This window comes from Geojedonia litorea (assembly GCF_042654525.1).
Lineage (GTDB): Bacteria > Bacteroidota > Bacteroidia > Flavobacteriales > Flavobacteriaceae > Geojedonia > Geojedonia litorea.
In genome coordinates this window covers 143,715-167,580 of record NZ_JBHSGP010000013.1, presented here as the reverse complement: position 1 = coordinate 167,580, position 23,866 = coordinate 143,715, and the positions used below count along the sequence as shown (strand labels likewise).

Here is a 23,866-nt window from a genome sequence, read left to right as displayed (position 1 = left end):
TGGTGAAGGTATAACAATAAATATATCAGGTTTTTCTAAAGGGATGTATATTTTAAAAACAGATTTAGGGATAACCAAAAGGTTATTGTATAAGTAGTAAGAACTTGTTTGTTTAATATTATGGTATCAGTATCAGTTACTGGCTATTTATAGGATTGAACAGCATACTTTATTCATTTGATTATTGTTATTATAGTAAAGATTTCTAATTAATGCGACGTATAGTTCCGCTAATTCTTGCTATAAACTTATTTTTAGGATGCCAGCCCAAAAACAACAAGTAGTCATATGGTTCAGATTCTTTGACTTTAAATGAACTAAGTAAAAATTTAAAAAACCCTTCATCTGTATCGTCTGGTAACCTGGTTTCATAGGATTGGAAACAACATTAGCAAAGAAGGCTTAACCCCAGATTTAGAATCCATAAAACAAGCAGGTTTACAAGACATTCATTTGTGCAATAAATCAGGTCAACCTTATCCCAAGGCAGAACAAGTGACTATTTTATTACCAAAATGGGAGGATATAATTCGTCATGTGGCAGATGAATGCATGATTTTAGGCTTGAAATTTAATATGCAAAATTGCCCAGGGTGGTCAATGACTGGTGGCCCTTGGGTTCCTGTAGTAGAAGCACATCGTATAGGGTTTATACCAAGTAAAACAGTTGAGTTTGATTAATAATCTGTGAGTTATATGTATTAAAAAAACTATATACACTAACTAATTACTTATAATTTTTATTCAAATCTTTTTTCATAAAAAATAAAACTATTCATTCAAGATTTTAACTCACCGACTAAAATGGGTTAGATTATATAAGTTCTACTTCAGTTGTAGATTTCTGCTTAAATAAAGGCAGAATTTAATCAAAAAACCCCGATGCTCAAGCATCAGGGTTTTCATTAAAATTGTTTTTTTGCCAAACGTATGAATCTAAATAAAGAATTTTGATTTTTTCCAAAATGAAGTCACAAAATAGCATTAAAATTCTACCTCAAGGGTAGTTGGCCTAAAAGTATTTTGTTTAATTTTCTACTTTTTCATAAATAGTATTCGCCCATCTAGTTTGTGCTCTACCTCCTTTTACTCGGTATGCACCATATCTAATACCAGATTCTGTTCCTCTATCCGGTTCAGGGATATTCCAGTTAAAGGATTCACCACCAATTACAGCATTGCAATAATGTATTTTTTTTGTTGCATCATTTGGATCTTGAGCAAAACCTACCTCTAGAACAAAGTCAACTTTCTCATTTTTATCAACTTGCTTTAGGAAAGCTATTTCTCTACCATCACTTCCTTCTCCACCACGAGTTAAAATACGCTCAGCATAAATATCGAATGCTATTTGTTTGTCTGCATTAACACCTGTGCCATAAACTGGCTTAGCTAAATATAGGCAAATAGCAGGATCTGGAGAACCACCACCACCTGTGTGTTTTCCTTTGGCTTGTGCTATGTATGTTCCATCTTGATTTGTTCCGTCTGTGTCACCTACTTCTAGAATTCTAAATGTTCCTGAAAATTTTGCATAACTTCCTACTACTGTGCTTCCAGATCTGCTTAATGATCTTTCTATTCTGGGTTGTAAGGTGTTTGGTGCATCCCAGTGGTTGGACCCATCAGTAATATTATATATTCCCCAAGTAGTACCATCAATAATACTTTCTGAGTAATCGGAGTAGCAACTTCTATCATCAACTTCACCTACATTAGCAGGGTTTGGCACATCTACATTTCTGGTACTGTTGTTTTGGAATTCAGGAGAACAGCTTAAGTCTGAACCCGTATCTTCATCCTGAGCTATAACTACAGGATCTGGGTCCGGTTCTGGGTCAGGATCTGGGACGTATTCAAATACGATAACGTCTTCAGAGAACCCAAGCCCATCTTTTGTACATGAAAAGAATGCTGTAAAAACAAATAATGCAGTAATTGGTATGAGTCTGTAAATGAATTTTGATTTTTTCATAATATTTAACAATTTTATTCAAAGATAATAAGATAACAGAATCTAGTTATCCTGTGGTATCCTGATTGAAAATAATTATTAACTTAAAGGAGCCTTATTTTTTAGTTTTCACAAACAAATTTAAATCAATTAGAATTGATGTTAGGATTGCTTTTTCTGCTTTATTTTATATGAATGTGCAGGATAATCTTAAACTTAAAAGACTATTTTTTTTGTTAATAAGGCTCATTAAATGAAAAGTAAATTTTTTAGCATTTTTATGTTAGTCGCAATTTTAAATTGCCAACAAAAAAAGTCGGAAACTTTAGATGCCATAACTTTTATAATATAGAATGCTACGTCAAAAACGAAACTGTTGTAGTTTAAAACCCGAGAATTTTCAATCCATCATAGATGGTAAAACGGTTCGCATTTATTTTCTAAAAAATGCTAATATCACAATGGCCGTGACCAATTATGGCGGACGTATGGTTAGTTTATGTACACCCGATAAAAATGGGAAAATAGGAGACATCGTACTAGGCTTTAAAAGTATTAAGGAATATATTGAAGCCAAAGAACCTTATCATGGAACAATAATCGGACGTGTTGCAAATCGGATTGCAAAGGGACAGTTTAGTTTAGAAAGTAATACATATGAATTACCTATAAATAATGATACCTTCATGGAGGTCCTAAAGGATTTCATAACCAAGTTTGGAGCGTGAAATTTATGAGTGATTTTTCAATTGTTCTAACGTATATGTCGAAAGATGGAGAAATGGGGTATCCCGGGAATTTAAATGTATAGGTACAATATGAATTAACCGATAGAAATGAAGTGATAATAACTTATAAAGCTAGCACGGATAAAAAAACGCCTGTAAATCTTACAAATCACGCTTATTTTAACCTTGGCGGTGAGGGAAGTGGTACAATAAACAATCATATTTTAACAATTAATACCGACAAATTTACAGCGATAGATGAGACATTAATCCCTTTAGGAGATAACCTGAATGTTGAAAAACTCCTTTCGATTTTAGAAAACCGAAAAAAATTGGTCATGACTTAAACCAACAAAAAAGTAATCAACAACTTAAAAATGGTTTAGGTTATGATCATAATTTTGTTCTGAATAAAAAAAATAATAAGATTATTCCAGCAGCGACAGTTATAGACCCTCAAAGTGGACGTCAAATGGAAATATTTACCGAAGAACCAGGAATTCAGTTTTACGGAGGGATTTTTTTTGATGGCTCCGATATCGGAAAATCGGAAAAAACACTTAGATATCGCGAAGCATTTGCTATGGAAACTCAACATTTTCCTGATGCACCAAATCAGAAATTATGCTCTTCAATTATTTTGAGTCCAAGCGAAACTTATAGAACAAAAACCATTTTTAGGTTTTCGGTTTAATGAACAAGTAGTTGCTATTGGTAATTAAACCTATATAAAAATCTAGCGCGGTGGTTGACTGTTTTTCGTGCAGGATACTACAGGTTACATTGATGAAATATTATCTCTTTATTTATAATAATAAAAAGTTGCTTTCATGAAATATATTTATTTTCTATTGTTGTCATTTTTATGTTTGGCTTGTAAATCGCAAGTAGAAACCACAAATATTACACCTTTAATGACTTTTGAAGAATTAAGCCAAAATTTTAAAAACCCTGCTTGTAACTTTCGTCCGGAAACCTGGTTTCACATCATTGGAAACAATATTAGCAAAGAAGGCTTAACCTTAGATCTAGAAGCTATAAAAGAAGCAGGTCTGCAAGGCATCCACTTATTTAATAAAGACGGAAGACCATTCCCTAATGTAAAACCAATAAAAATTTTATCTCCTGAATGGGAAGACATGATTCGTCATGCCGCAGATGAAAGCAAACGATTAGGATTAAAATTTACCATGCAAAATTGCCCTGGTTGGTCAATGACTGGAGGGCCTTGGGTGCCAGTTGAAGAAGCACAACGCGAAGTGGTAGAAACTATATATCATATTACAGGAAACAAAAAATTTAATGAAGTTTTAGAATTAGATTCCTTATATCATACTCCAGATTATAATTATAAGGACATTCAACTATTGGCATTTCCAACACCTGAAGGGGATGATATAGAGCCTTTAAATCCTTCAAAGATTGAAACAAATAATACCCTAGTGCCTTGGAAAGACATCTTCAATCCCAGTTCAAAACTTACGGTGACACGAACCACAACCCGATTGAGCAAACCTTTAGAAGACTATAGAGCCATAGGCATATCAAAGGTAAACGAACATCATACTTGGGTGAAAGCAACATTTAATAACCCTGTCACAATACGCTCAATTACTTTTCCTCAAACAAGGCATATGATAGTGGGTACAGAATACCCACAAATAAAGGTGAACATTAAAGTTGAGGCGTTAGTAAATAACGAATTAAAAGCTATAACAACAATTAAAGTTCCAGATGCCAATTGGAACGACAGGCGCAAGCACTTAACGCTCAGTATCCCAGAAACGAAATCTAAAGAATTTATATTTACGTTTGAAGGCGAACATAGTATAGCACCAGAGTTTATTAGGTTAAGTTCAAAACCCTTACTGCACAACCATGAAGCGAAAGCAGCAAAAGTTTTGCGACGTTTGGAAAAAGATGTGGACATTAATTATTCAGAAAATACGATTATAAAAGCAAATTCAATTGTAAATCTTACAAACAAAATGAATGCCGCTGGCCAATTAATTTGGGATGTACCTAATGGTAATTGGACCATAGTACGTTTTGGTCACATTAATATGCGATTAACCAATAAACCAGCAGTTCCAGAAGCTACAGGTTGGGAGTCGAGCAAATTAGATAAAATGGCCATAGAAAACCATTTACGAAATGGTATGATTGGAAATTTAATTAAGCCTGGTGGCCCTATAGGCGATGGAAAATTACACGGGTTATTAATAGATAGTTGGGAAAGTCATGTGCCTACTTGGACCATAAATTCTGAGGATATGTTCAATGAATTTGAACAGCGAAGGGGTTATAGCATGAAGTTGTATTTACCTGCCACTATGGGTTATATTGTGGAAAGTCCTGAAATTACGACTAAATTCTTGAGAGATTTGAGGCATACTATGGATGAAGTGTATATCGACAATTTCTTCAAACATTTTGCAACTGTGGCACACGACATGGGCGCCGAAGTATATACCGAAGGAGCCGGAGGCGAAGTCTTGCCAATAGACCCAATGCGGTACTATGGCGTAAGCGATATTCCAATGACCGAGTTTTGGTACCCATCAGCACCATCTGCCCAAAATGAATATGCTAAACCTATATACAATGCTGCATCTGCATCACATTTGTATAATAAGCCCATACTGGCTGCAGAGGCCTGCACACAAGTTGGTGTAAAATGGAATGAGCATCCATTTAGTGTAAAATATTTAATCGATTATAATTTTACTAAAGGAGTTAATCACTTGGTGTTTCACACATTTTCGCACACACCACAAAAAGAAGTATCTCCAGGTTCAAGTTTTGGAGGAAATATTGGATTTCCGTTAGTAAGAAACCAAACATGGTGGAAATATATGTCCGATTGGACAGATTATATAACTAGAAACCAATATATGCTACAGCAAGGAGAATATGTTGCAGATGTGCTATGGTATTATGGAGATCATTTTGATCGTCCCCCTTTTGATTTAGATTATTTTCCTAAAGGCTATCGATTTGATTATTTAAATGCAGAGATTTTACAGGAAAATTTAAGCATAGTTGATAGTAAAATCCGTGTGAAAGATGGGGGAGATTATCGTGTTATCGTATTACGGGATTCTAAAGAAATGTTACTCTCTACGGCTAAAAAATTGAAAACGTTGGTTAAAGCAGGTGCTGTAATTCTTGGTGAAAAACCTGTTGATTCTCCAAGTTTAATGGACGATGATAATGATTTAAAAGAACTATCAGGGATCGCGAATCTTTTGTGGGGCAATACAGAAAGTGGTGTTAAGCAGGTTGGAAAAGGTAAGGTGTATTGGGGTAAAACGCTGGATGAGGTTTTAAAAGCGGAAGATATTGCCAAAGATGTTATTGTTCCAGAAGGTTTGGATATCAACTGGATTCATCGAAAAACAAATGATGCAGACATATATTTTGTGGCTTCAAAGATGGATAAATACGTAGATGTATCCTTAAGTTTTAGATTGAATGGAGTTTATCCACTAAAATGGAATGCTTTTACTGGAGAGCAACATAATGCCAAGGTTTGGGACACTGAAAATGATAGAACCAATGTTGCTGTTTCATTACCTCCTTATGGTAGTGCAATATTGGTTTTCCCAAAAGGCAATGAAAAACCATTTGCCACAAAAATAACTTCGAATAATGAGGTAATTCTAAACTCTAAGTCTGGATGGTATCGGGTTCATAACAACAACCTAACAACAATGGTATCATGGATAGCAGATAGTTTAATTCCTTCAATGTCCGGCAAGTATACTTTTCATCAAGATGAAAGAAAATCGACTAAAGATATCTCAGTTGAAGATTTATCGCTTCAGGCTGATTGGAAGTTATTTTTTGAAAAAGACTGGGATACACCAGATTCAATAAATATTCCTATATTAAAATCTTTAACACTTTTAGAAGATGATGCTGTAAAACATTATTCAGGAACTATGACATATACAAAAACCATTAACATAGAAGAATTAGGCAAGTTTAGCATTATTGATTTAGGTAAAGTCGCCAATATCGCAGAATTGTGGTGTAATAGTAAAAAAGTTGGTGTTAAATGGGCCCCTCCATTCGTTTTTGATATTTCTGATTTTGTAAAGATTGGAGAAAACAATCTTGAAATTAAAGTGACAAACACATGGCACAATCAATTAATTTATGATAACAGGCGCCCAAAAGACCAAAAAAAAACGTGGACTACTAATCCTCCTAAAAACAATGAAACTAAATTTGAAAATTCAGGGCTGATAGGACCGGTCGTTTTAAAGGTGATTGATTAATTATTATTAAAATAGTCTAATAATTGTTAAAGTTTTGTGCTTTGCCGAATAAATAGCCCGATTGTCTTGTAGTCAGCATAGTTCAGGATAGTAATCTTCAGGATTTTAATGAATTTTAAATAATATATAAAATTGGTTAAGGACTACAATTTATGATAGCTATGAAAAAAATTACTCTTAAAGCAATATTATTTTTAGGTTTTGCACTCGTTTCGCTTTTTTTATCGGCGCAAACGGCACCCGATGAAGACACTAATCCAAACATTACGTGTCCAGTTTCAGGTGAATTTGCAAATGCTTCTAGAACATCATCAGATTTGCCTAACCCTGTTAATGTAGGGACTATTGATGACCGTACTTGTTACTCAGACTATTCAGAAAGCAATGTTTATGGAAAAACTTGGGGGGTATACAACATAACATACAACTCTAATCATTTAGATACAAATGGTTTGCAACCTAGAATGGAACGTTCATTAAGCAGATCACAAGAAACAGGCGTTGGAAGTTATGCCAGATTCACAGGAACTGTAAGGATCCTTGAAGTAGGGGATACCACAGGAACCAATCAGGATGGTACTTATATAGCACAAGCCAAAGGAAAACACACAGGTGGCGGTGGATCTGCAGATCCGGCCATTTGTTTGTATTTGGCAAAGCCTATTTATGGTACAGGTGCTGATGCAGACAAGCAGGTAGGGTTCAAAATTTATGCCGAGCGTATCTTATATCGTGGTGGAGAAGGCAGTGGTAGAGAAATCGTTCACTTAAGGGACGTAAACAAAGATGAAGAAATCAGTTTTGAACTGGAGGTAGGTTTTAGAGAAGACCCAAACGATGCCACCAAAAAAATTCATTATTGTGACGCGGTAATTGGAGGAGACGTTTTTAATTGGAACATTCCAGAACCAGAAAGAGGGACAGAATCGGGTATTAGATATGGTGCATACCGAGTAAAAGGTGGTAGAGCTCAAATTAGATGGGCAAATACCACGTACCAAAAGGTGGAAATTGTGGATACTAACCCACCACCATCAACAGGTGACGTTTACCGGTTGAGAAATATAGCTACAGGGAAATTTTTAACAGCTGTAGGTTCCAGTGCTACACCGGTTACTATGACCGATTCTGGCGAAGATCCAAGTACACATTGGACTTTTGTGGAGAGTGGAGCATATTTTAATATTGATAATGAAGCTGATGGAATAGGAATACTTCGTGCACCAGGTTCAGGTGGTCCAGGAGGTCCTTATGTAGTTTTAAGCACTGGAAACCCTCCTCCTTCAACTGATTCAGATAAAACATGGACCATACATTATGACGATGCTCAAGATATCTATAGGTTTGAATCTCGAAGTAGTAGATTTTTGTATCATGAAGCAGATGGAAGTGTAACGCATGCTTCAGTTTCAGAGACTGATGACAGGAGTAAATGGGAGGCTATACCAACAAGCGCCACCTTAAGTGTTTCTGACACAGAGCTGCGCGCATCTTCAGTGAAAATTTATCCTAACCCTGCAAATGATACTTTTACTGTAGCATTAAATAACTTAAATAATGCTAATATTATAATTTTTGATATTTTAGGTAATACGGTTTTCCAAAGTAAATCCAAGGGTAAATATCTTAAGATAAATAATAATGGTCAATTTAAATCAGGTGTTTATCTTGTTAAAGTTATTGATGGTAGAAATTCAATTAACTTTACCAAACTTGTAATTAAATAAAATAAATTCAAGGAAATCATACAAAAGCCAGAAAGCATATTTCTGGCTTTTTAATTTCGTTGTACAGGACAAAACAGGATAGATAAGCAAATAATTTTAAATATTTTTCAAAAGCCAAAATTTATCTGGTCAATTATTTCTGAAATAACCCATAACAAAAAGTTGATAACAACTGAAATGATTATAGGCGAATTACATCTTGCCAATAAAAAACAATAAAATTTAACACATGAAAAGACGCAACTTTGTACAATTGTCAACACTAACAGGAATAGGTTTATCATTACCTATTACTGGAATTTTTAGCTCGTGCATAAATCATCCTGAGCATTCTTTAGAATTCAAAAATTTGATTTCAAGTTTGTTAAAAGATTGGTGCGATGGGATGATAAAAGTTCAAATAAACAACCCATCTAATCTTGAAGAACATGGTGCTTTGGGTTGTCCTTCTTGTTCACATATTCATGGGCGTTGTATGGATGCGGTGTATCCTTTTTTGTACATGGCGGACGTTACAGGAGACGATAAATATATGGTAGCAGCTCATATGGTGATGACTTGGGCCGAAAATAACGTATCTCAAGAAAATGGTGCTTGGACCGTTGTACCTAATCCAAAATCATGGAAAGGCATTACTATTTTTGGAGCTATTGCACTAGCCGAAGCTTTACATTATCACGGTCATGTTTTAGACGAAAAAACCCGCGAATCTTGGACCAAACGTTTAGCACGTGCTGGTCAGTATGTTCACGATACTTTTACCATCGATTTTACGAATATCAACTATGGAGCAACAGCCATTTATGGACTTAATTTAATTGGAGACTTTTTAAAAAGAGAAGATTTTAAAGAAAAAAGTAATGAACTAGCGCAAGGAGTTAAAGAATATTTTACAGAAAACGAAGGGTTTCTATTTGGTGAATGTAAAAAAAGCTCTAAAAAATTAAGTAACAAGGGATTACATGGTGTTGATTTAGGATATAATGTCGAAGAATCTTTAAACAGTATTGTAATGTATGCCTTAAAAGAGAAAGATGAAGAATTATTACAATTAGTTACCAAATCACTAAATAGCCATTTAGAATTTATGCTTCCTGATGGGGCATGGGATAATAGCTGGGGTAATCGAATGTATAAGTGGAGCTATTGGGGAAGCAGAACTTGTGACGGAAGTCAACCAGCCTTTGCGATGATGGCACATATCAATCCTGTTTTTGGTACAGCCGCAGTAAAAAATACAGAATTATTAAAACGATGTACATCAGATGGTTTAATTCACGGTGGGCCACATTATGTATCGGCAGGTATTCCACCTTGCGTGCATCATACCTTTACCCATTCAAAACCATTAGCAGCTTTACTAGATCATTGGAATCATCTGCCAGAGATAAATGCAAGCTCGCAATTACCAAGAGTAATGGCTGACGGAATTACATATTTTAAAGATTTAGATGTTACACTTTTTGCAAGAGGTAATTGGAGAGGAACAGTTAGTGCGTATGACGCAGAGTATCATTTTAAAGAAGATTTTCGTCAAGCAACGGGTGCTAGTTTAGGAGTTTTATATCACACTCAAATTGGGCTGGTATGTGCTGCAAGTATGGCAGAATATCATATGGTAGAACCATACAATCAACAACCACAACCTAATAAGGATATTGCATTAACACCAAGAATAGAAACTTTTAAGGATGACGTTTGGTATACAAATCTTTATGATTTGTCAGCAAAAACAGAATCAGAAGATAAAAACGGAGAAATCACTATTTATTCTAAAGTGTCTTTAAAAAATCAAAAAAGAGAAATTATTGCCGAAAATGCATCAGCATTTGATTTGTCCTATAAATCTACGAATGAAAGTCTTCAAATTAAGGTAAAATCAGATGGAAAGATCTCTAATCCAACCGCATTTGTTCTACCAATTGTTTCTCCAAATAATGAGACGGTTACTAAAATTAGTGATAAAGAAATAACCATTCAAAAGCCTGAAGGTTTGGTGACAATTAAGGCAAGTGCACCTATAACTATGAAAGATATAGAAGGTCAAAGAACTTTTAACATGGTTCCGGGTGTTGAGGCATTACCATTAGAAATATATTTTGAAGAGGATAAAAAAGAATTACTTATAACAATAATTGTAAGTTAAAAATTAGTTGAAGAGCAGGATTGTACAGGATATGAATTACTCATGAGTTAAATATTATTGATTTATGGAAAATATAGAGTGGATATTACAATTTTTAGGGCGTTTACATCCATTATTAGTTCATTTTCCAATTGGACTTTTGCTAATTGGTTTTATTTTAGAATTACTGACTATAAACGGAAGGCGGAAAGGATTAAGGGATGGTATAAATCATATGGTTTATATTGGAGCCGGTTTTGCTGTTTTTTCTGCACTATTTGGCTGGTTTTTAAAAAATCAAGAAGACTATTCAGGGAATTTGGCAGATAATCATCAATACATAGGAATAGCAACCGCAGTTTTGGCTGTAACTACTGCTTTAGTTTTAAAATATAGTTTAAAAAATTCACCAGTCAATTTAAAAGCCTATCGCATTGTATTTTTTGTAACTGTAATAGTATTGACAATAACTGGGCATTTAGGTGCAAACTTAACGCATGGAGAAGGTTACCTTTCTTCAATTTTACCAGGAAATAAAGGCTATTATACGAGTAAGGTATCTGGGACTTTACTTGCTGAATTCAAGACGACAGACTCATTATCAGAATTACAAAAAGATAAATTGAACCTAGAAGTAAGGGCAATATTTGCACACAAATGTTATCAGTGTCATAGCGATAACAAGCAAAAGGGAGGATTGAGCCTCGACACAAAAGCAGGTGTATTTAAAGGAGGGGAATCAGGGTTAGCAATTGTTACAGGAAAATCTGAAGAAAGTGAGATTTATAAACGCATTTCATTACCAGCAGGTCATAAAGACGTCATGCCTACAAAAGGTAAATTGCTAACCTCAAATGAAATTGCACTTGTGAAACTTTGGATAGACGAGGGGGCACATTGGTCGGATCAAGCGGTTAAAGTTTTCCCTGAAGCAGAACTAGCTCTGGTTAAACCAAATCTTCCAAATGCAAATGATTTAGATCATCCAGTAGATAAATTAATTAATAATTATTTTGATAAAAATAATCTTGACTGGCCAGAATTGGTAGATGATAGAACTTTTATTAGACGAGCATATATGGACATTGTTGGATTGCTTCCAGAACCCGAAGCAATTCAAAAATTTAGAGAAGACATAACTCCTAATAAACGCGAAGCATTAATTGAATCTTTATTAAATGACAATAAAAACTATACAGAGCATTGGTTAAGTTTTTGGAATGATTTGTTACGAAACGACTATTACAGTGTAGGAGGTAAAAAACCAATTACAAATTGGTTGTTCGCATCTTTAATGAATAATAAGTCCTACGATCAAGTGGTAACTGAATTGGTAAACCCTGTCAGGGGTTCAGAAGGTTTTATTCAAGGGATTCAATGGCGGGGTGTTGTTAATGCTAGCCAGAGAACAGAGATGCAAGCAGCTCAAAATATTGGGCAGTCTCTAATGGGGGTTAATGTAAAATGTGCGTCATGCCATAATAGTTTTGTGAGTAATTTAACCTTGGATCAAGCCTACAGTTTTGCAACTGTTTTTTCAGATACTATTCTTGAATTGAATCGTTGTGATAAACCAATAGGAATAATGGCGAAACCTAATTTTTTATATCCTGAACTTGGGAGCGTAGAAGGTGAAACTGTTAAAGATAGGTTGTTAAGGCTAGCAGAGGTTATGGTACAAAGAGATAACGGAAGGTTGTACCGTACCATTACCAATCGGATTTGGGACCGATTAATGGGGCGTGGTATAATTGAACCTTTAGACGAAATGGATAATGCACCATGGGATGCAAATGTCCTTGATTGGTTATCAGTAGATTTTATTGATTCGGGTTCAGATTTAAAACATTTGATTAAACGGATAATGACCTCAAAAGTGTATCAATTACCAATGGTTAATTATAAAAAAGAAGAGGATTTAAAAATAAAGTATGTCTTTAAAGGCCCTGTAACGCGCCGATTAAGTGCAGAACAATTTTCAGATGCCGTTAGTCAAATTATTGCGCCTATGTATTCACAGGTGGCATTCAATCCTAATGGCGATGATATTGAAGCTAAACGTATTTGGCATTTAGAAGAAGAGTTAGGAAGGGTAGTATTACCCGAACCTGGTAAAAGATATTTTAGAAAATCATTTAATGTCTCAAAAGAAGCTATAAAGAAAGGGGAGGTATTGATTTCAGTTGATAATTCTTATGTTCTTTATCTTAATGGTAAAAAAATAGCACAGAATAAAAATTGGAAAGTAGTTGATAAAATTGATGTTACCGAGCATTTAAATGCTGGAAAAAATACCTTAGCAATTATTGGAAAAAATGGAGGTGCTATTGCAAATCCTGCAGGTATTTTATTTGCATTAAAATTAGATTATAAATCGGGCAAGTCACTATTACTAAAATCAGATACTTCATGGTTAAGTTCACGAGAACTTCCACAGGGCAATTGGGTTGCTGTTAATTATGACGATCGTTCATGGCAAGAAGTTAGAAATTATAGTACAGGAAATTTCAAAAATTGGGGACAGCTTCTTGATTTTACTTTTAAACCGCACAACGAAAAATATGCACGTGCTAGTTTGGTAAAGCAACATCCATTTATGAAAGCTTTAGGAAGACCCAGTAGAGAAATTGTTACTACATCAAGGGAAGATCAAGCCACATTACTCCAAGCTTTAGAATTGACTAACGGTGCCTTTTTTAATGAGATTTTGGAAGAAGGGGCACAAGTATGGCTAAAAAATTATGGCGAAGATCCAAATGTAATTGTCAATAACTTGTATAACAAAGCGCTTGGAAGGCAACCTTCTAAACTAGAAAAAGCAGCAATGCTTGATGTTTTAGGGTCAAAACCAAAAAAAGAACAATTGCAAGATGTGTTTTGGGCGGTTTTGATGTCGCCAGAATTTCAGTTCATTAATTAAAAAAAGCTTATAAAACATGGATAAATATAGTTCACGTAGAGATTTTCTAAAAAAGATGAGTGCCGCTAGCTTATCAGCAGCCGCAACTACCATTCCTGGTTTTAGTTTTTTAAGTTCTTGTGCGCCCGAAGTTCAAAAAATGGCATCTACTGCAGATACTGTTATTCTACTATGGATGGCTGGTGGTATGGCACATACCGAAACCTTCGATCCTAAAGCCTATGTGCCTTATGAAAAAGGCGTGGAAAGCAAGCGTGTGTTAAGTACGTTCCCAAAAAAGCCAACTATTGTGGACGATTTATATTTTTCAGAAGGGTTAGAGTCCATAGGCAGTGTCATGGATAAAGGCGCCATAATTCGTTCATACAAATCGGCCGATTTGGGGCATATTTTACACACCCGTCATCAATACCATTGGCATACCTGTTACGAACCGCCACAGTCTGTACAGGCACCTCATATTGGGGCATGGATAGCGAAAGAATTAGGACCTGCCAATCCGGTAATCCCTCCGTTTATTGCCATGGGGCAACGCTTCACTATGGGAGAGTCGGAAGAATTAAAAGCGTTTCATTCTGCAGGTTTTTTAGGTACTGAATTTGGTCCGTTTTTAATTCCAGACCCATCTAGTGGTTTGGAAAGCGTTCGCCCTCCAAAAGGCATGTCTTTAAAACGTTTTGAGGCACGTTATAAATTGTACAAAGAACTCGCTAATAAAAGTGAGGTGATGCAGCAAGCAAGTGATTATCAGCGCGAGTCGTTAATGCGTTCCATGGAACGATCGTACCGTTTATTGAATTCGCCAGAAGCTAAAGTTTTCGATTTGTCCGAAGAACCTAAAGAAGTTTACGATACCTACAATACAGGACGTTTTGGTTTAGGTTGTTTATTGGCAAAACGATTAGCTATGAATGGCGGGCGTTTTATTAGTGTTTCTACCGAATATGAACCTTTTTTAGGCTGGGATACACATGAAAATGGACATACAAGACTAAAAAAAATGAAAGCGCTTATCGATAGACCTGTGGCGCAATTAATTAAAGATTTAGATGAAAGTGGGCACCTCGATAGAACCTTGATAATTTTAGCAAGCGAGTTTAGTCGCGATGCCATCATGGAAGGTAGACCGGGTAAAAAAGTAAAAGATCAAGTAAACCAGCCCGATATTATTGAACACGAAAAACATTACGGTATGCATCGCCATTTCACCGATGGAAGTTCTATATTAATGTGGGGTGGTGGTACAAAGAAAGGATTGGTTTATGGGAAAACTGCCGATGAACGCCCGTGTTCTTCCATAGAAAATCCCGTAGTGATAGACCAAGTACATCAGTCTATTTATCACGCTTTAGGTATGCATCCAGAAACCCATTACGAAATAGAAAGTAGGCCATTTTACACAACTCCTGATGGAAAAGGGAAACCCATTTTAGATTTGTTTGGAAAGCCTATGACATCAAAAAAAGCATAAATTAAGATCATGAAGCGAAGAACGTTCATTAACAACATATCAAAAGCCTCGTTAGGTATGGTAGCTGTACCGCATTTTAATATTTTAAAATCTAAACCTAAAATGTATGATGATATCATTGGTCATGGCGATTTCAAATACAGAGTACATAAATCATGGGGAGAGCTGGATAGAACAGTAACACCCGTAAAAAACTGTCATGAAATGGTAATGGATTCTAAAGGAAGGCTTATTATGGTTGGAGATGACGTTCATAATAATGTATTGATTTATGATAAATCTGGAAAGTTGTTGGACTCTTGGGGAATTCGTTACAGAGGAGGACACGGTCTTTCGTTATGGAATGATGGCTCTGAAGATTTTCTGTTTATATGTGATACCAATGGAAGTGTGATAAAAACCACTACGGATGGCAGGGAGTTGATGCTGATTGGTCATCCATCAGAATATGGCGCTTATGAAAAAGATGCTTTTTTTAAACCCACAGAATCCGCTATTGGACCTAATGGCGATATTTATATAGCAGACGGTTATGGATCCAATTATATATTGCAATTCACAAAAGATGGCGAGTTTATAAGGAAAATAGGCGAAGGCAGAGGAACTGGAGAAAATCAATTTCAAACCGCACATGGGGTTTGCATTGATTACAGGGGTAAAGGCGATCCAACATTATTAATTACTTCAAGAGCAGCCAATTGTTTTAAACGCTTCACTTTAGATGGTCAATATTTAGAATCCATTGTGCTTCCCGGAGCATTCGTTTGTCGCCCTGTGATTCATAATGATAATTTGTATTCAGGGGTTTGTTGGTCTTCAAAGATAGATTATGTTGAGGGTGATAAGAATACACATCCTTACAATATAAATCCTCATTCTGGTTTTGTCACCATTTTAGATAAACATGGTAAAGCACTGTCAAATCCTGGAGGTACGGAGCCAACATACCAAAAAGGAAAATTACAGCGAATGGTTCAAGATCAGCCCATATTTAATCATTGCCATGATGTATGTGTTGATAATGATGAAAACCTATATGTGTGCCAATGGAATGCGAATAAAGCGTATCCCATAAAACTAGAACGGGTATAAATCATAAATATAATTTACCATAACAGTACAGTATAATACTTAAGACTATTAATGTTAGCTTTGAATATTTACCCTAATAATTTAAATTTCTATAATGTTTAAAAACAAAATACTTTTAACACTTTGGTGCGTTGCATTACTAGGCACTTCATGCAATCAAAAAGAATCAAGTACAATGTATTCAAAATTGACTTTTGAAAAGTTATTACTTAATTCAAAAATAAACCCCTCCGCAATTGAAAGTGAAGCACCACTTTTTTCATGGATTGTCAATACAGAAGGGTTTAATAAATCGCAATCGGCATATCACATTTTAGTAGCATCTTCACCAGAAAAACTGAATGAATCAGAAGCTGATGTGTGGAACTCACAAAAGATAGAAAGCGACAAATCCACTTTTATAAAGTTTGAAGGCGAACCTTTAGAAGCTTTAAAAACCTATTATTGGCAAGTAAAAATTTGGGATGAAAGTAGTAATGCATCAATATGGTCTGAAGTTCAAAAGTTTGAAATGGGTCTGATGAATGAAGCTAATTGGGGAACATCAAAATGGATAACGCTTAACAAAGATACACGAACTTCCGCGTATCGTTTTAGAGATTACATAACCGGTAATATGAAAAAAGGGAAGCCAGTTGAGGGTTTTGCTGCTGGTTATTTTAGAAAAGGGATAAACCTTAGTAAAGAAGTGGAAAATGCCCAAGTTTATATTTGCGGATTAGGCTATTATGAATTGTATTTAAACGGTGAAAAAGTGGGCGATCATGTGCTGGATCCTGCACCATCTAATTATGATAAGCAAGCGTATTATGTAAATTATGACATTACAGAACAATTGAAATCTGGTAAAAATACCTTCGGAATTATACTGGGAAATGGGTTTTATGGACAAAATATTTCTTGGAACGGCGATCCAGAATCTAACAAAAAAGGGGTGTCCTATGGTCCACCAACTGTACGATGTTTGGTAAAATTAAACTATACAGATGGTACATCATCAGATTTTTATACTGATGAAACATGGAAAGAATCTACGGGTCCCATTGTTTTTAATAACATTTATGGCGGTGATACCTATGATGCACGTTACGAATTAGGTAATTGGACAAGTGATGATTATGATGATAGCTCTTGGGGACATGCCAAAGAAGCTGCTCCCAAAGTAAATAAAATAAGTGCACAACAAATCCCTGCAATTAAAAAGTTAAAAGAATTTGAACCGCAACATGTATTTAAAGGTGCCGATGGTGAGTGGATTGTCGATTTCGGACAAAATATTGCAGGTTGGGTAAAACTGAATGTTAAGGAGAAAGAAGGCCAGTTAATTGAAATCATCACCACCGAAGCACTATTAACCAACGGAAAAGATATTTTTCAAGGGTCTACAGGCGGTGGTGCCAACGGTATGCCTCAAATTTATCAGTACATCTGTAAAAGTGATGGCCTTGAATCTTGGGAGCCTAAATTCAGTTATCATGGTTTCAGGTATGCTAAAGTTAAAGGCGTTTCTAGAAAACCGGATGCCGATATGATTAAAGCGGTTTTAGTAGCTACCGATATCCAGGAAACAGGTAGTTTTGAATGTTCTGATGATTTGTTCAATAAAATGCACAGCATTAGTAAATGGACTATTGTTGATAATATCCACGGTATTCCAGAAGATTGCCCGCATCGCGAAAAATGTGGTTGGTTGGGTGATGCCCACGCTTTTTGTGAGTATGCCTTGTATAATTACGACATGTACGATTTTTATAAAAAGTATATGGAAGATATCCGCACGCAAATGCGTCCTACCAAAGGGCATAATAATCCAGATATCAAATTTCAAGTGCCTACCATGATCGCCCCTGGAAAGCGTACCTCTACGTATGCAAAAATCGATTGGGGTGTGGCCACCATGTATTTACCTTGGTACAACTATTTATATTATGGCGATGATGCCATTGTGAAGGAGTATTATCCTGAAATGAAAGATTTAACCAATTTTTACCTCGATTTTAAAGGTGAAAACGGCATTATGCAAGACGGTATGGGCGATTGGTGTCCGCCACGTTGGGATAGAAGATTGAATCCTGAAGCCATGGAATGCGACCCTATCATTTCAGCGAACGCCTATTTTTATGATGTTTTGGGTATTATGGAACGATTTGCCAAAATGAATAATGACGTTTCGTATGAGGCAAAAATCAAGGCAGAAAAAGATGCTTTAAAAGATGCCTTTAATAAAGCATATTTGGTTACTATACCAAATACAAATCATAAATGGTACCAAAGCCAAACGGCTACGGTGCAAGCACTTCAATTTGATATGGTTCCTGAAGCCGAAATAAATAATGTGGTTAATGGTCTAGAATATGATATTGTTAAAGTAAAAGGAGGGCACCATTCTACAGGAATTCATGGTAACCGTTATATTTATACCGTGCTATCTAAATACGGAAAAGCAGATTTGGCCTATAATATTTTAACAACGCCAGAATTTCCAAGTCAAACCTATGTGATGAATTCAGGTTTTACCACATGGCCAGAGCGCCAGTTTGAATGGGAGAAAATGGAAGGTCCAACAAACTCATTAAATCACCCAATGCACAGTGGTTTTGCAGCTTATTTTTACGAATCTTTTGGAGGCATTAAATCAAGCCAAAAACAGACTGGATATAAACAATTTACTGTCAATCCAGAATTTCCAAGCCAAATTACCCAAACAAAAGTTAGTGTGCCCACCCCTTATGGGAACATTAAAAACGATTGGACGTTTGAAACAGGGATATTATCTATGACGTTTGAAGTGCCTTTCAACACTGAAGCTAAATTGGTTTTAAATGAGAGTGAAAAGGAATCCCTTATAATAAACGGTTTGTCATTTTATGATTTTCAGAAGGAATATAAATCCGAACTAATTGAAAATACAAATGTAGTTTTAGGTTCGGGCAGTTATAAAATTGAATACAAGAAAAACTAGAAAAACCGTAGAACTCATTTGCTTTCTATACGGGTAATATAGAATCTTTAAAAATGAAAAATAAAATAATCCCTATATTTATTACTCTGTTTACAATTTCAGTATGTTCCTTTTCACAAACAGCATGTGATGGTACCCTGCCTTTTGAGGAACAAAATGGTCTGTTAACAATAGAGATGGAATCGGGTATCTTACCTTCTGGGTCAAATTGGCAAACAGGAAGCGAATCAGACCCTAATTTATCTGGATCAACTATCAATTATATATTTTGGAATGGCATAGAGTCTTTCAATGCACTTTCTGGTGCACCAATAACATATAACATAAAAATTAATAATCCAGGCACCTATAGGTTTGCTTGGCGTGGTCGTATAGGAGCAGGTTCATCAGGAGGCGAGCACAATGATGCTTGGCTTCGTATAGTGGCTGATGACTTTTATGCTACAAAAGAGAGTAGTTCAACTTCTACTCAAGCGTTAGAACCAAAACCTAATTGCAATAGTAATCCAAATAGAGATTGTCCAGTAGGCTCTAGTGTTGATGGTTATTTCAAGGCTTTTATGAATAGACATCCTATAAATTCCACTCCTGAACAACGCTGGGGTTTTGTAACAAACACCAACGATGGGGATTCTTTTAGATTTATATGGGCAACTTTTAATACTGCGGGAAATTACTCAGTAATTGTTGATGCAAGGTCAAATTTCTTTTTTATGGATAAAATGGTGTTAAGAAGAAGTGATGTTTCAGATAGTGTTGCTTTTAATTTAAATAATCCAGAATCTTCCTGTTATGAGGTGCTATCTATAAATGAGGTAAACAGAAGAGAAATAAAAATTTATCCAAACCCAACAAATGGTATAATAAATATTGATAATCTGCTTATTAAATCAGAGCTTATAATTTCTAATATGCAAGGCGCAATTATAAAAACACTGCAAAGTACTTCAAGCGAGCAATCCGTCGATATAAGTAATTTACAATCCGGAATATATTTTTTTACCATTAAGAATAATACAACCCGTTTGACAAAAAAAATTATTAAAATTTAAATAATCGTCTCATGAAAATATCTTATTTAAGTACTTTTAAAGCATTCATTTTGGTATCAATCCTCATTCTTTCAAACTGCAAATCAAATTCAGAAAATAAAGTTAATGAATCAAAAGAATCCGAAAACCTACAACAAGCTAAAATAGGGAGTTTTGGAGATCAAGGAGACGGTACATACATCAATCCAATATTAAATGCCGATTATCCAGATTCTGATATTGAGCAAGTTGGTGACACCTATTACATGATAACCTCTAAACAGCACATGTCTCCAGGAATGCCGATTTTGGAATCGAAAGATATGGTAAACTGGACCAACGTTGGACACGTATTTGATAGTCTTTCATGGGCACCAGAATACAATTGGGATAGAATGAATGGTTATTCTTTCGGCACTTGGGCAGGCGATTTGGCCTATCATGAAGGTACTTGGTATTGTTACCAAATAGATTATCAACATGGTTTAATGGTGGCAACAGCAAAAGATATCAAAGGCCCATGGAGCAAGCCTATTATGATGCTTCCAAAATCAAAAGTATTAGATGATCCTGCAGTATTTTGGGATGAAGAAACGCATAAAGCTTACGTGATTATAAATACAGCAGGAAAGCAAAAAAGTCCAGAAAACAACATTGAAGGCAATGAAAATAGAATTTACGAAATGAGTTGGGACGGAACAAAAATCCTAGACGAAGGTAAATTGGTGTATACAGGCATGGGTGCAGAGGCGGCTAAAATTTATAAAATTAATGGCACTTGGTATATTTTTTTAGCACAATGGACAATGGGTGATAGGTCAACCAAACCAGGGGTTAAAAACCCGAAGAATGATAGAAAACAAATTGTGTTGCGTTCAATAGAAAGCATTTATGGCCCTTATGAGGTAAAAACTGTTTTAGAAAAAGGTAAGGCATTTAACAATCGTAGTGCAAGTCAAGGTGCTTTAATGCAAGCTCCAGATAAATCATGGTGGTATATACATCAACTCATTCAAAACGATACGATTCCGTTTCAGGGGCGTCCACAATGTTTAGAGCCTGTAAATTGGGTTGACGGATGGCCAATTATAGGTGTAGATGAAGATAACGATGGCATTGGCGAACCTGTAAAACAATACAAAAAACCTATAAACGGTTACCCAATTGCTGCGCCTAGTTCAGACGACTATTTTTCATCGCCTAAATTAGGTTTCCAATGGGAGTGGAACCACAATCCAAGAAACACACATTGGTCTTTAACCGAGCGTCCAGGTTGGTTACGCATTAAAGCAAGTAAAATATTACCAAACGAAAAAGGTTATGGCCCTAACATCAATGAATGGACTAACAACGATGGCTCCGATTCCGATTTTTGGAGGGCCTGTAATACATTGAGTCAACGAATTATGGGAACCACTACAGGAACTGCAGTGGCAAAATTTGATATTTCAGGTATGCAACCACACCAATTAGCTGGCTTTGTACGCTATGGTGGTGTGTTTAATTTATTAGGTGTTGAAGTAAACGAAAACGGAAAAAAACAGCTGTTTTACATGGATCCTATGGCTCAAAAAAACCTAGGGCCAGAACTAACTGGAAACAATTTATATGTTAGAACATCAAATAACAGCAACCAAGCTACTTATGAATATAGTCTAGATGGTGAAAGCTATAAAAATTTTGGGCCAACGTTTACCATCGCATTTGGAAAATGGACGGGTGACCGTTTAGGGTTCTTTTCATGGAACACTAAAGAAGATGCTGGATACATCGATGTCGATTGGTTTACCTATGATTATGATGGTCCTAAAGCTGTTAAGTAAGAATAAGCTTACTATGCAAATCCTAAATAAATTATTTTATTGTTTTATGGTCTTGTGGTTATTAGGATGTGAAAACAATAAAGCTGAAGTATTCAATCAAAAAAACAAGCCAAATATTCTATTTATATTGGTTGATGATTTAGGGTATCATGATTTAGGAGTTACAGGCAGCACTTTTTACGAAACGCCTAACGTAGATAAATTAGCAAACGAAGGTATGATGTTTACAAATGGCTATGCAGCTAGTAGAGTATGCAGTCCGTCGCGCGCGAGTATAATGACAGGAAAATTTACAGCTCGTCATGGCATTACCGATTGGATTGGAGCAAAATCAGGCATGGAGTGGCGCACAACAAAACACCATGATAAATTATTACCTGCAGATTACGTTCAATCCTTGCCACATGAAGATATTACCATTGCCGAAGCTTTAAAAAATAATGGTTACAAAACTTTTTTTGCCGGGAAATGGCATTTAGGAGGCAAGGGCTCATATCCTGAAAATCATGGATTCGATATTAATCTTGCTGGAACAGAAGCAGGTTCACCTAAAGGCGGGTACTTTGCGCCTTGGCAAAATCCTAAATTAAAAAATAAACAAAATGGTGAAAATTTAACCTTGCGTTTAGCTAATGAAACAGCCGAATTTATTTCAAAACATAGAGACACTGCTTTTTTTGCGTTTTTATCCTTTTACGCAGTTCATGCACCAATTCAAACCACAGAAAAAAAATGGCGAAAATACCGTGATAAGGCCGATAGTTTAGGTATTACAGATTCAGGTTATAAGATGGAGCGTGTGCTACCTATCCGTCAAGTGCAAGATAATCCAATTTACGCTGGATTAGTTGAAACTATGGATGACGCCGTGGGTATAGTTTTAAAAGCTTTAAAAGACAATGGTCTCGAAGAGAATACCATTGTAGTATTTACTTCTGATAATGGTGGCGTAGCATCAGGAGATCATTATGCTACTAGTAACCTGCCGTTAAGAGGCGGAAAAGGCTACCAATGGGAAGGTGGTATTCGCGAACCCTATTTTATAAAAGTACCTTGGTTAAAAAATACTGGTGTCACAACTGAATTTCCAGTAATCAATACTGATTTTTATCCAACACTTTTAGATTTTGCAAATGTACCATTAAATCCAAAACAACATAAAGACGGTATAAGCCTTAAACCATTATTAGAAGGAATGCCATTGGAGGTAAATAGACCATTATATTGGCATTATCCACATTACGGAAATCAAGGTGGAGAGCCAGCCTCTATGATACAACAAGAAGGCTGGAAGTTAATTCATTATTGGGAAGATAATCATAAGGAATTGTATAAACTGCCTTCACAAGAAAACGACGATTTAAATGTGATTGTTCAGTATCCTGAAATAGCTAAAACACTCAATGATAATTTAATGTCGTGGTTAAAAAACGTAGGCGCTAAATTCCCAGTTGAAGACACAAAATACAACAAAAGCAAAGCTGAAGCACGTTATTTAAATACTGTAAATAACAAGTGGCCATTAATAGAAAAAAAACGTTTAGAAGTTTTATCAAAAGATTTTAAACCCAATGAAAACTGGTGGAAGAGTAAGGTAACTGTTGATTAAGATAAACGATGTGAAAAGAGCTAAAAACTAATTCAACTCTAAAAAGAATTCAAATATTTTATATAATTAAGTAAGTGTTTTTATAACTTAAAAGTACAGGATAGATTTATGCCTAAAAGCTTGTGTTTTTGAGAATACTAA

13 protein-coding genes and 1 pseudogene are annotated in these 23,866 nt (G+C 35.5%); 13 read left to right on the top strand and 1 reads right to left on the bottom strand.

All coding sequences use genetic code 11. The features are described 5' to 3' along the window. Positions 1–345 precede the first annotated feature (345 nt). Positions 346–681 carry a glycosyl hydrolase gene (locus ACFO5O_RS08115; protein WP_387962662.1) on the top strand — a complete coding sequence of 112 codons (336 nt, stop codon included), beginning with the start codon at positions 346–348 and terminating at the stop codon, positions 679–681. A 346-nt stretch (positions 682–1,027) separates the two neighbouring features. Here ACFO5O_RS08115 and ACFO5O_RS08110 read toward each other — a convergent pair whose 3' ends face one another. Further along, positions 1,028–1,975: a hypothetical protein gene (locus ACFO5O_RS08110; RefSeq protein WP_387962658.1), complete on the bottom strand. Its 948-nt coding sequence runs from the start codon at positions 1,973–1,975 to the stop codon at positions 1,028–1,030. Positions 1,976–2,307: 332 nt separating this feature from the next. On the opposite strand from ACFO5O_RS08110, the gene ACFO5O_RS08105 reads away from it, so the two are divergent. The 12 genes and pseudogenes from ACFO5O_RS08105 to ACFO5O_RS08050 all read left to right on the top strand — a co-directional run bounded on the left by ACFO5O_RS08105 (position 2,308) and on the right by ACFO5O_RS08050 (position 23,725). Continuing rightward, entirely contained in the window at positions 2,308–2,682 is a 375-nt protein-coding gene (locus tag ACFO5O_RS08105) for an aldose epimerase family protein (RefSeq protein ID WP_387962656.1), read from the top strand. Positions 2,683–2,795: 113 nt separating this feature from the next. Next, positions 2,796–3,376, top strand: a pseudogene (locus ACFO5O_RS08100) (aldose epimerase family protein). Positions 3,377–3,512: 136 nt separating this feature from the next. Next, on the top strand, positions 3,513–6,965 hold the full coding sequence (locus ACFO5O_RS08095) for a glycosyl hydrolase (protein WP_387962654.1): 3,453 nt from the start codon (positions 3,513–3,515) through the stop codon (positions 6,963–6,965). 161 nt (positions 6,966–7,126) lie between these two features. After that, complete coding sequence (locus tag ACFO5O_RS08090; RefSeq protein ID WP_387962653.1) at positions 7,127–8,692, top strand: T9SS type A sorting domain-containing protein; 1,566 nt, start codon at positions 7,127–7,129, stop codon at positions 8,690–8,692. A gap of 229 nt (positions 8,693–8,921) precedes the next feature. Continuing rightward, entirely contained in the window at positions 8,922–10,838 is a 1,917-nt protein-coding gene (locus ACFO5O_RS08085; protein ID WP_387962651.1) for a hypothetical protein, read from the top strand. 64 nt (positions 10,839–10,902) lie between these two features. After that, positions 10,903–13,737: a DUF1549 domain-containing protein gene (locus tag ACFO5O_RS08080; RefSeq protein ID WP_387962649.1), complete on the top strand. Its 2,835-nt coding sequence runs from the start codon at positions 10,903–10,905 to the stop codon at positions 13,735–13,737. 16 nt (positions 13,738–13,753) lie between these two features. Continuing rightward, on the top strand, positions 13,754–15,208 hold the full coding sequence (locus ACFO5O_RS08075) for a DUF1501 domain-containing protein (protein ID WP_387962647.1): 1,455 nt from the start codon (positions 13,754–13,756) through the stop codon (positions 15,206–15,208). A gap of 9 nt (positions 15,209–15,217) precedes the next feature. Next, complete coding sequence (locus tag ACFO5O_RS08070) at positions 15,218–16,300, top strand: 6-bladed beta-propeller (RefSeq protein WP_387962645.1); 1,083 nt, start codon at positions 15,218–15,220, stop codon at positions 16,298–16,300. Positions 16,301–16,394: 94 nt separating this feature from the next. Next, positions 16,395–19,262, top strand: a complete 2,868-nt coding sequence (locus ACFO5O_RS08065) for an alpha-L-rhamnosidase (protein ID WP_387962644.1) — start codon at positions 16,395–16,397, stop codon at positions 19,260–19,262. A gap of 53 nt (positions 19,263–19,315) precedes the next feature. Continuing rightward, positions 19,316–20,314 carry a T9SS type A sorting domain-containing protein gene (locus tag ACFO5O_RS08060; protein WP_387962642.1) on the top strand — a complete coding sequence of 333 codons (999 nt, stop codon included), beginning with the start codon at positions 19,316–19,318 and terminating at the stop codon, positions 20,312–20,314. An 11-nt stretch (positions 20,315–20,325) separates the two neighbouring features. Beyond that, a complete protein-coding gene (locus ACFO5O_RS08055) occupies positions 20,326–22,116 on the top strand; it encodes a glycoside hydrolase family 43 protein (RefSeq protein WP_387962640.1) in 1,791 nt (596 codons plus the stop codon). Positions 22,117–22,162: 46 nt separating this feature from the next. After that, complete coding sequence (locus tag ACFO5O_RS08050) at positions 22,163–23,725, top strand: sulfatase (protein ID WP_387962638.1); 1,563 nt, start codon at positions 22,163–22,165, stop codon at positions 23,723–23,725. Positions 23,726–23,866: the final 141 nt, after the last annotated feature.

Excerpts from the sequence above, each read along its gene's own strand:
- ACFO5O_RS08110 (WP_387962658.1), bottom strand. The coding sequence starts at position 1,975 with ATGAAAAAATCAAAATTCATTTACAGACTCATACCAATTACTGCATTA.
- ACFO5O_RS08105 (WP_387962656.1), top strand. The coding sequence starts at position 2,308 with ATGCTACGTCAAAAACGAAACTGTTGTAGTTTAAAACCCGAGAATTTT.
- ACFO5O_RS08095 (WP_387962654.1), top strand. The coding sequence starts at position 3,513 with ATGAAATATATTTATTTTCTATTGTTGTCATTTTTATGTTTGGCTTGT.
- ACFO5O_RS08090 (WP_387962653.1), top strand. The coding sequence starts at position 7,127 with ATGAAAAAAATTACTCTTAAAGCAATATTATTTTTAGGTTTTGCACTC.
- ACFO5O_RS08085 (WP_387962651.1), top strand. The coding sequence starts at position 8,922 with ATGAAAAGACGCAACTTTGTACAATTGTCAACACTAACAGGAATAGGT.
- ACFO5O_RS08080 (WP_387962649.1), top strand. The coding sequence starts at position 10,903 with ATGGAAAATATAGAGTGGATATTACAATTTTTAGGGCGTTTACATCCA.
- ACFO5O_RS08075 (WP_387962647.1), top strand. The coding sequence starts at position 13,754 with ATGGATAAATATAGTTCACGTAGAGATTTTCTAAAAAAGATGAGTGCC.
- ACFO5O_RS08070 (WP_387962645.1), top strand. The coding sequence starts at position 15,218 with ATGAAGCGAAGAACGTTCATTAACAACATATCAAAAGCCTCGTTAGGT.
- ACFO5O_RS08065 (WP_387962644.1), top strand. The coding sequence starts at position 16,395 with ATGTTTAAAAACAAAATACTTTTAACACTTTGGTGCGTTGCATTACTA.
- ACFO5O_RS08060 (WP_387962642.1), top strand. The coding sequence starts at position 19,316 with ATGAAAAATAAAATAATCCCTATATTTATTACTCTGTTTACAATTTCA.
- ACFO5O_RS08055 (WP_387962640.1), top strand. The coding sequence starts at position 20,326 with ATGAAAATATCTTATTTAAGTACTTTTAAAGCATTCATTTTGGTATCA.
- ACFO5O_RS08050 (WP_387962638.1), top strand. The coding sequence starts at position 22,163 with ATGGTCTTGTGGTTATTAGGATGTGAAAACAATAAAGCTGAAGTATTC.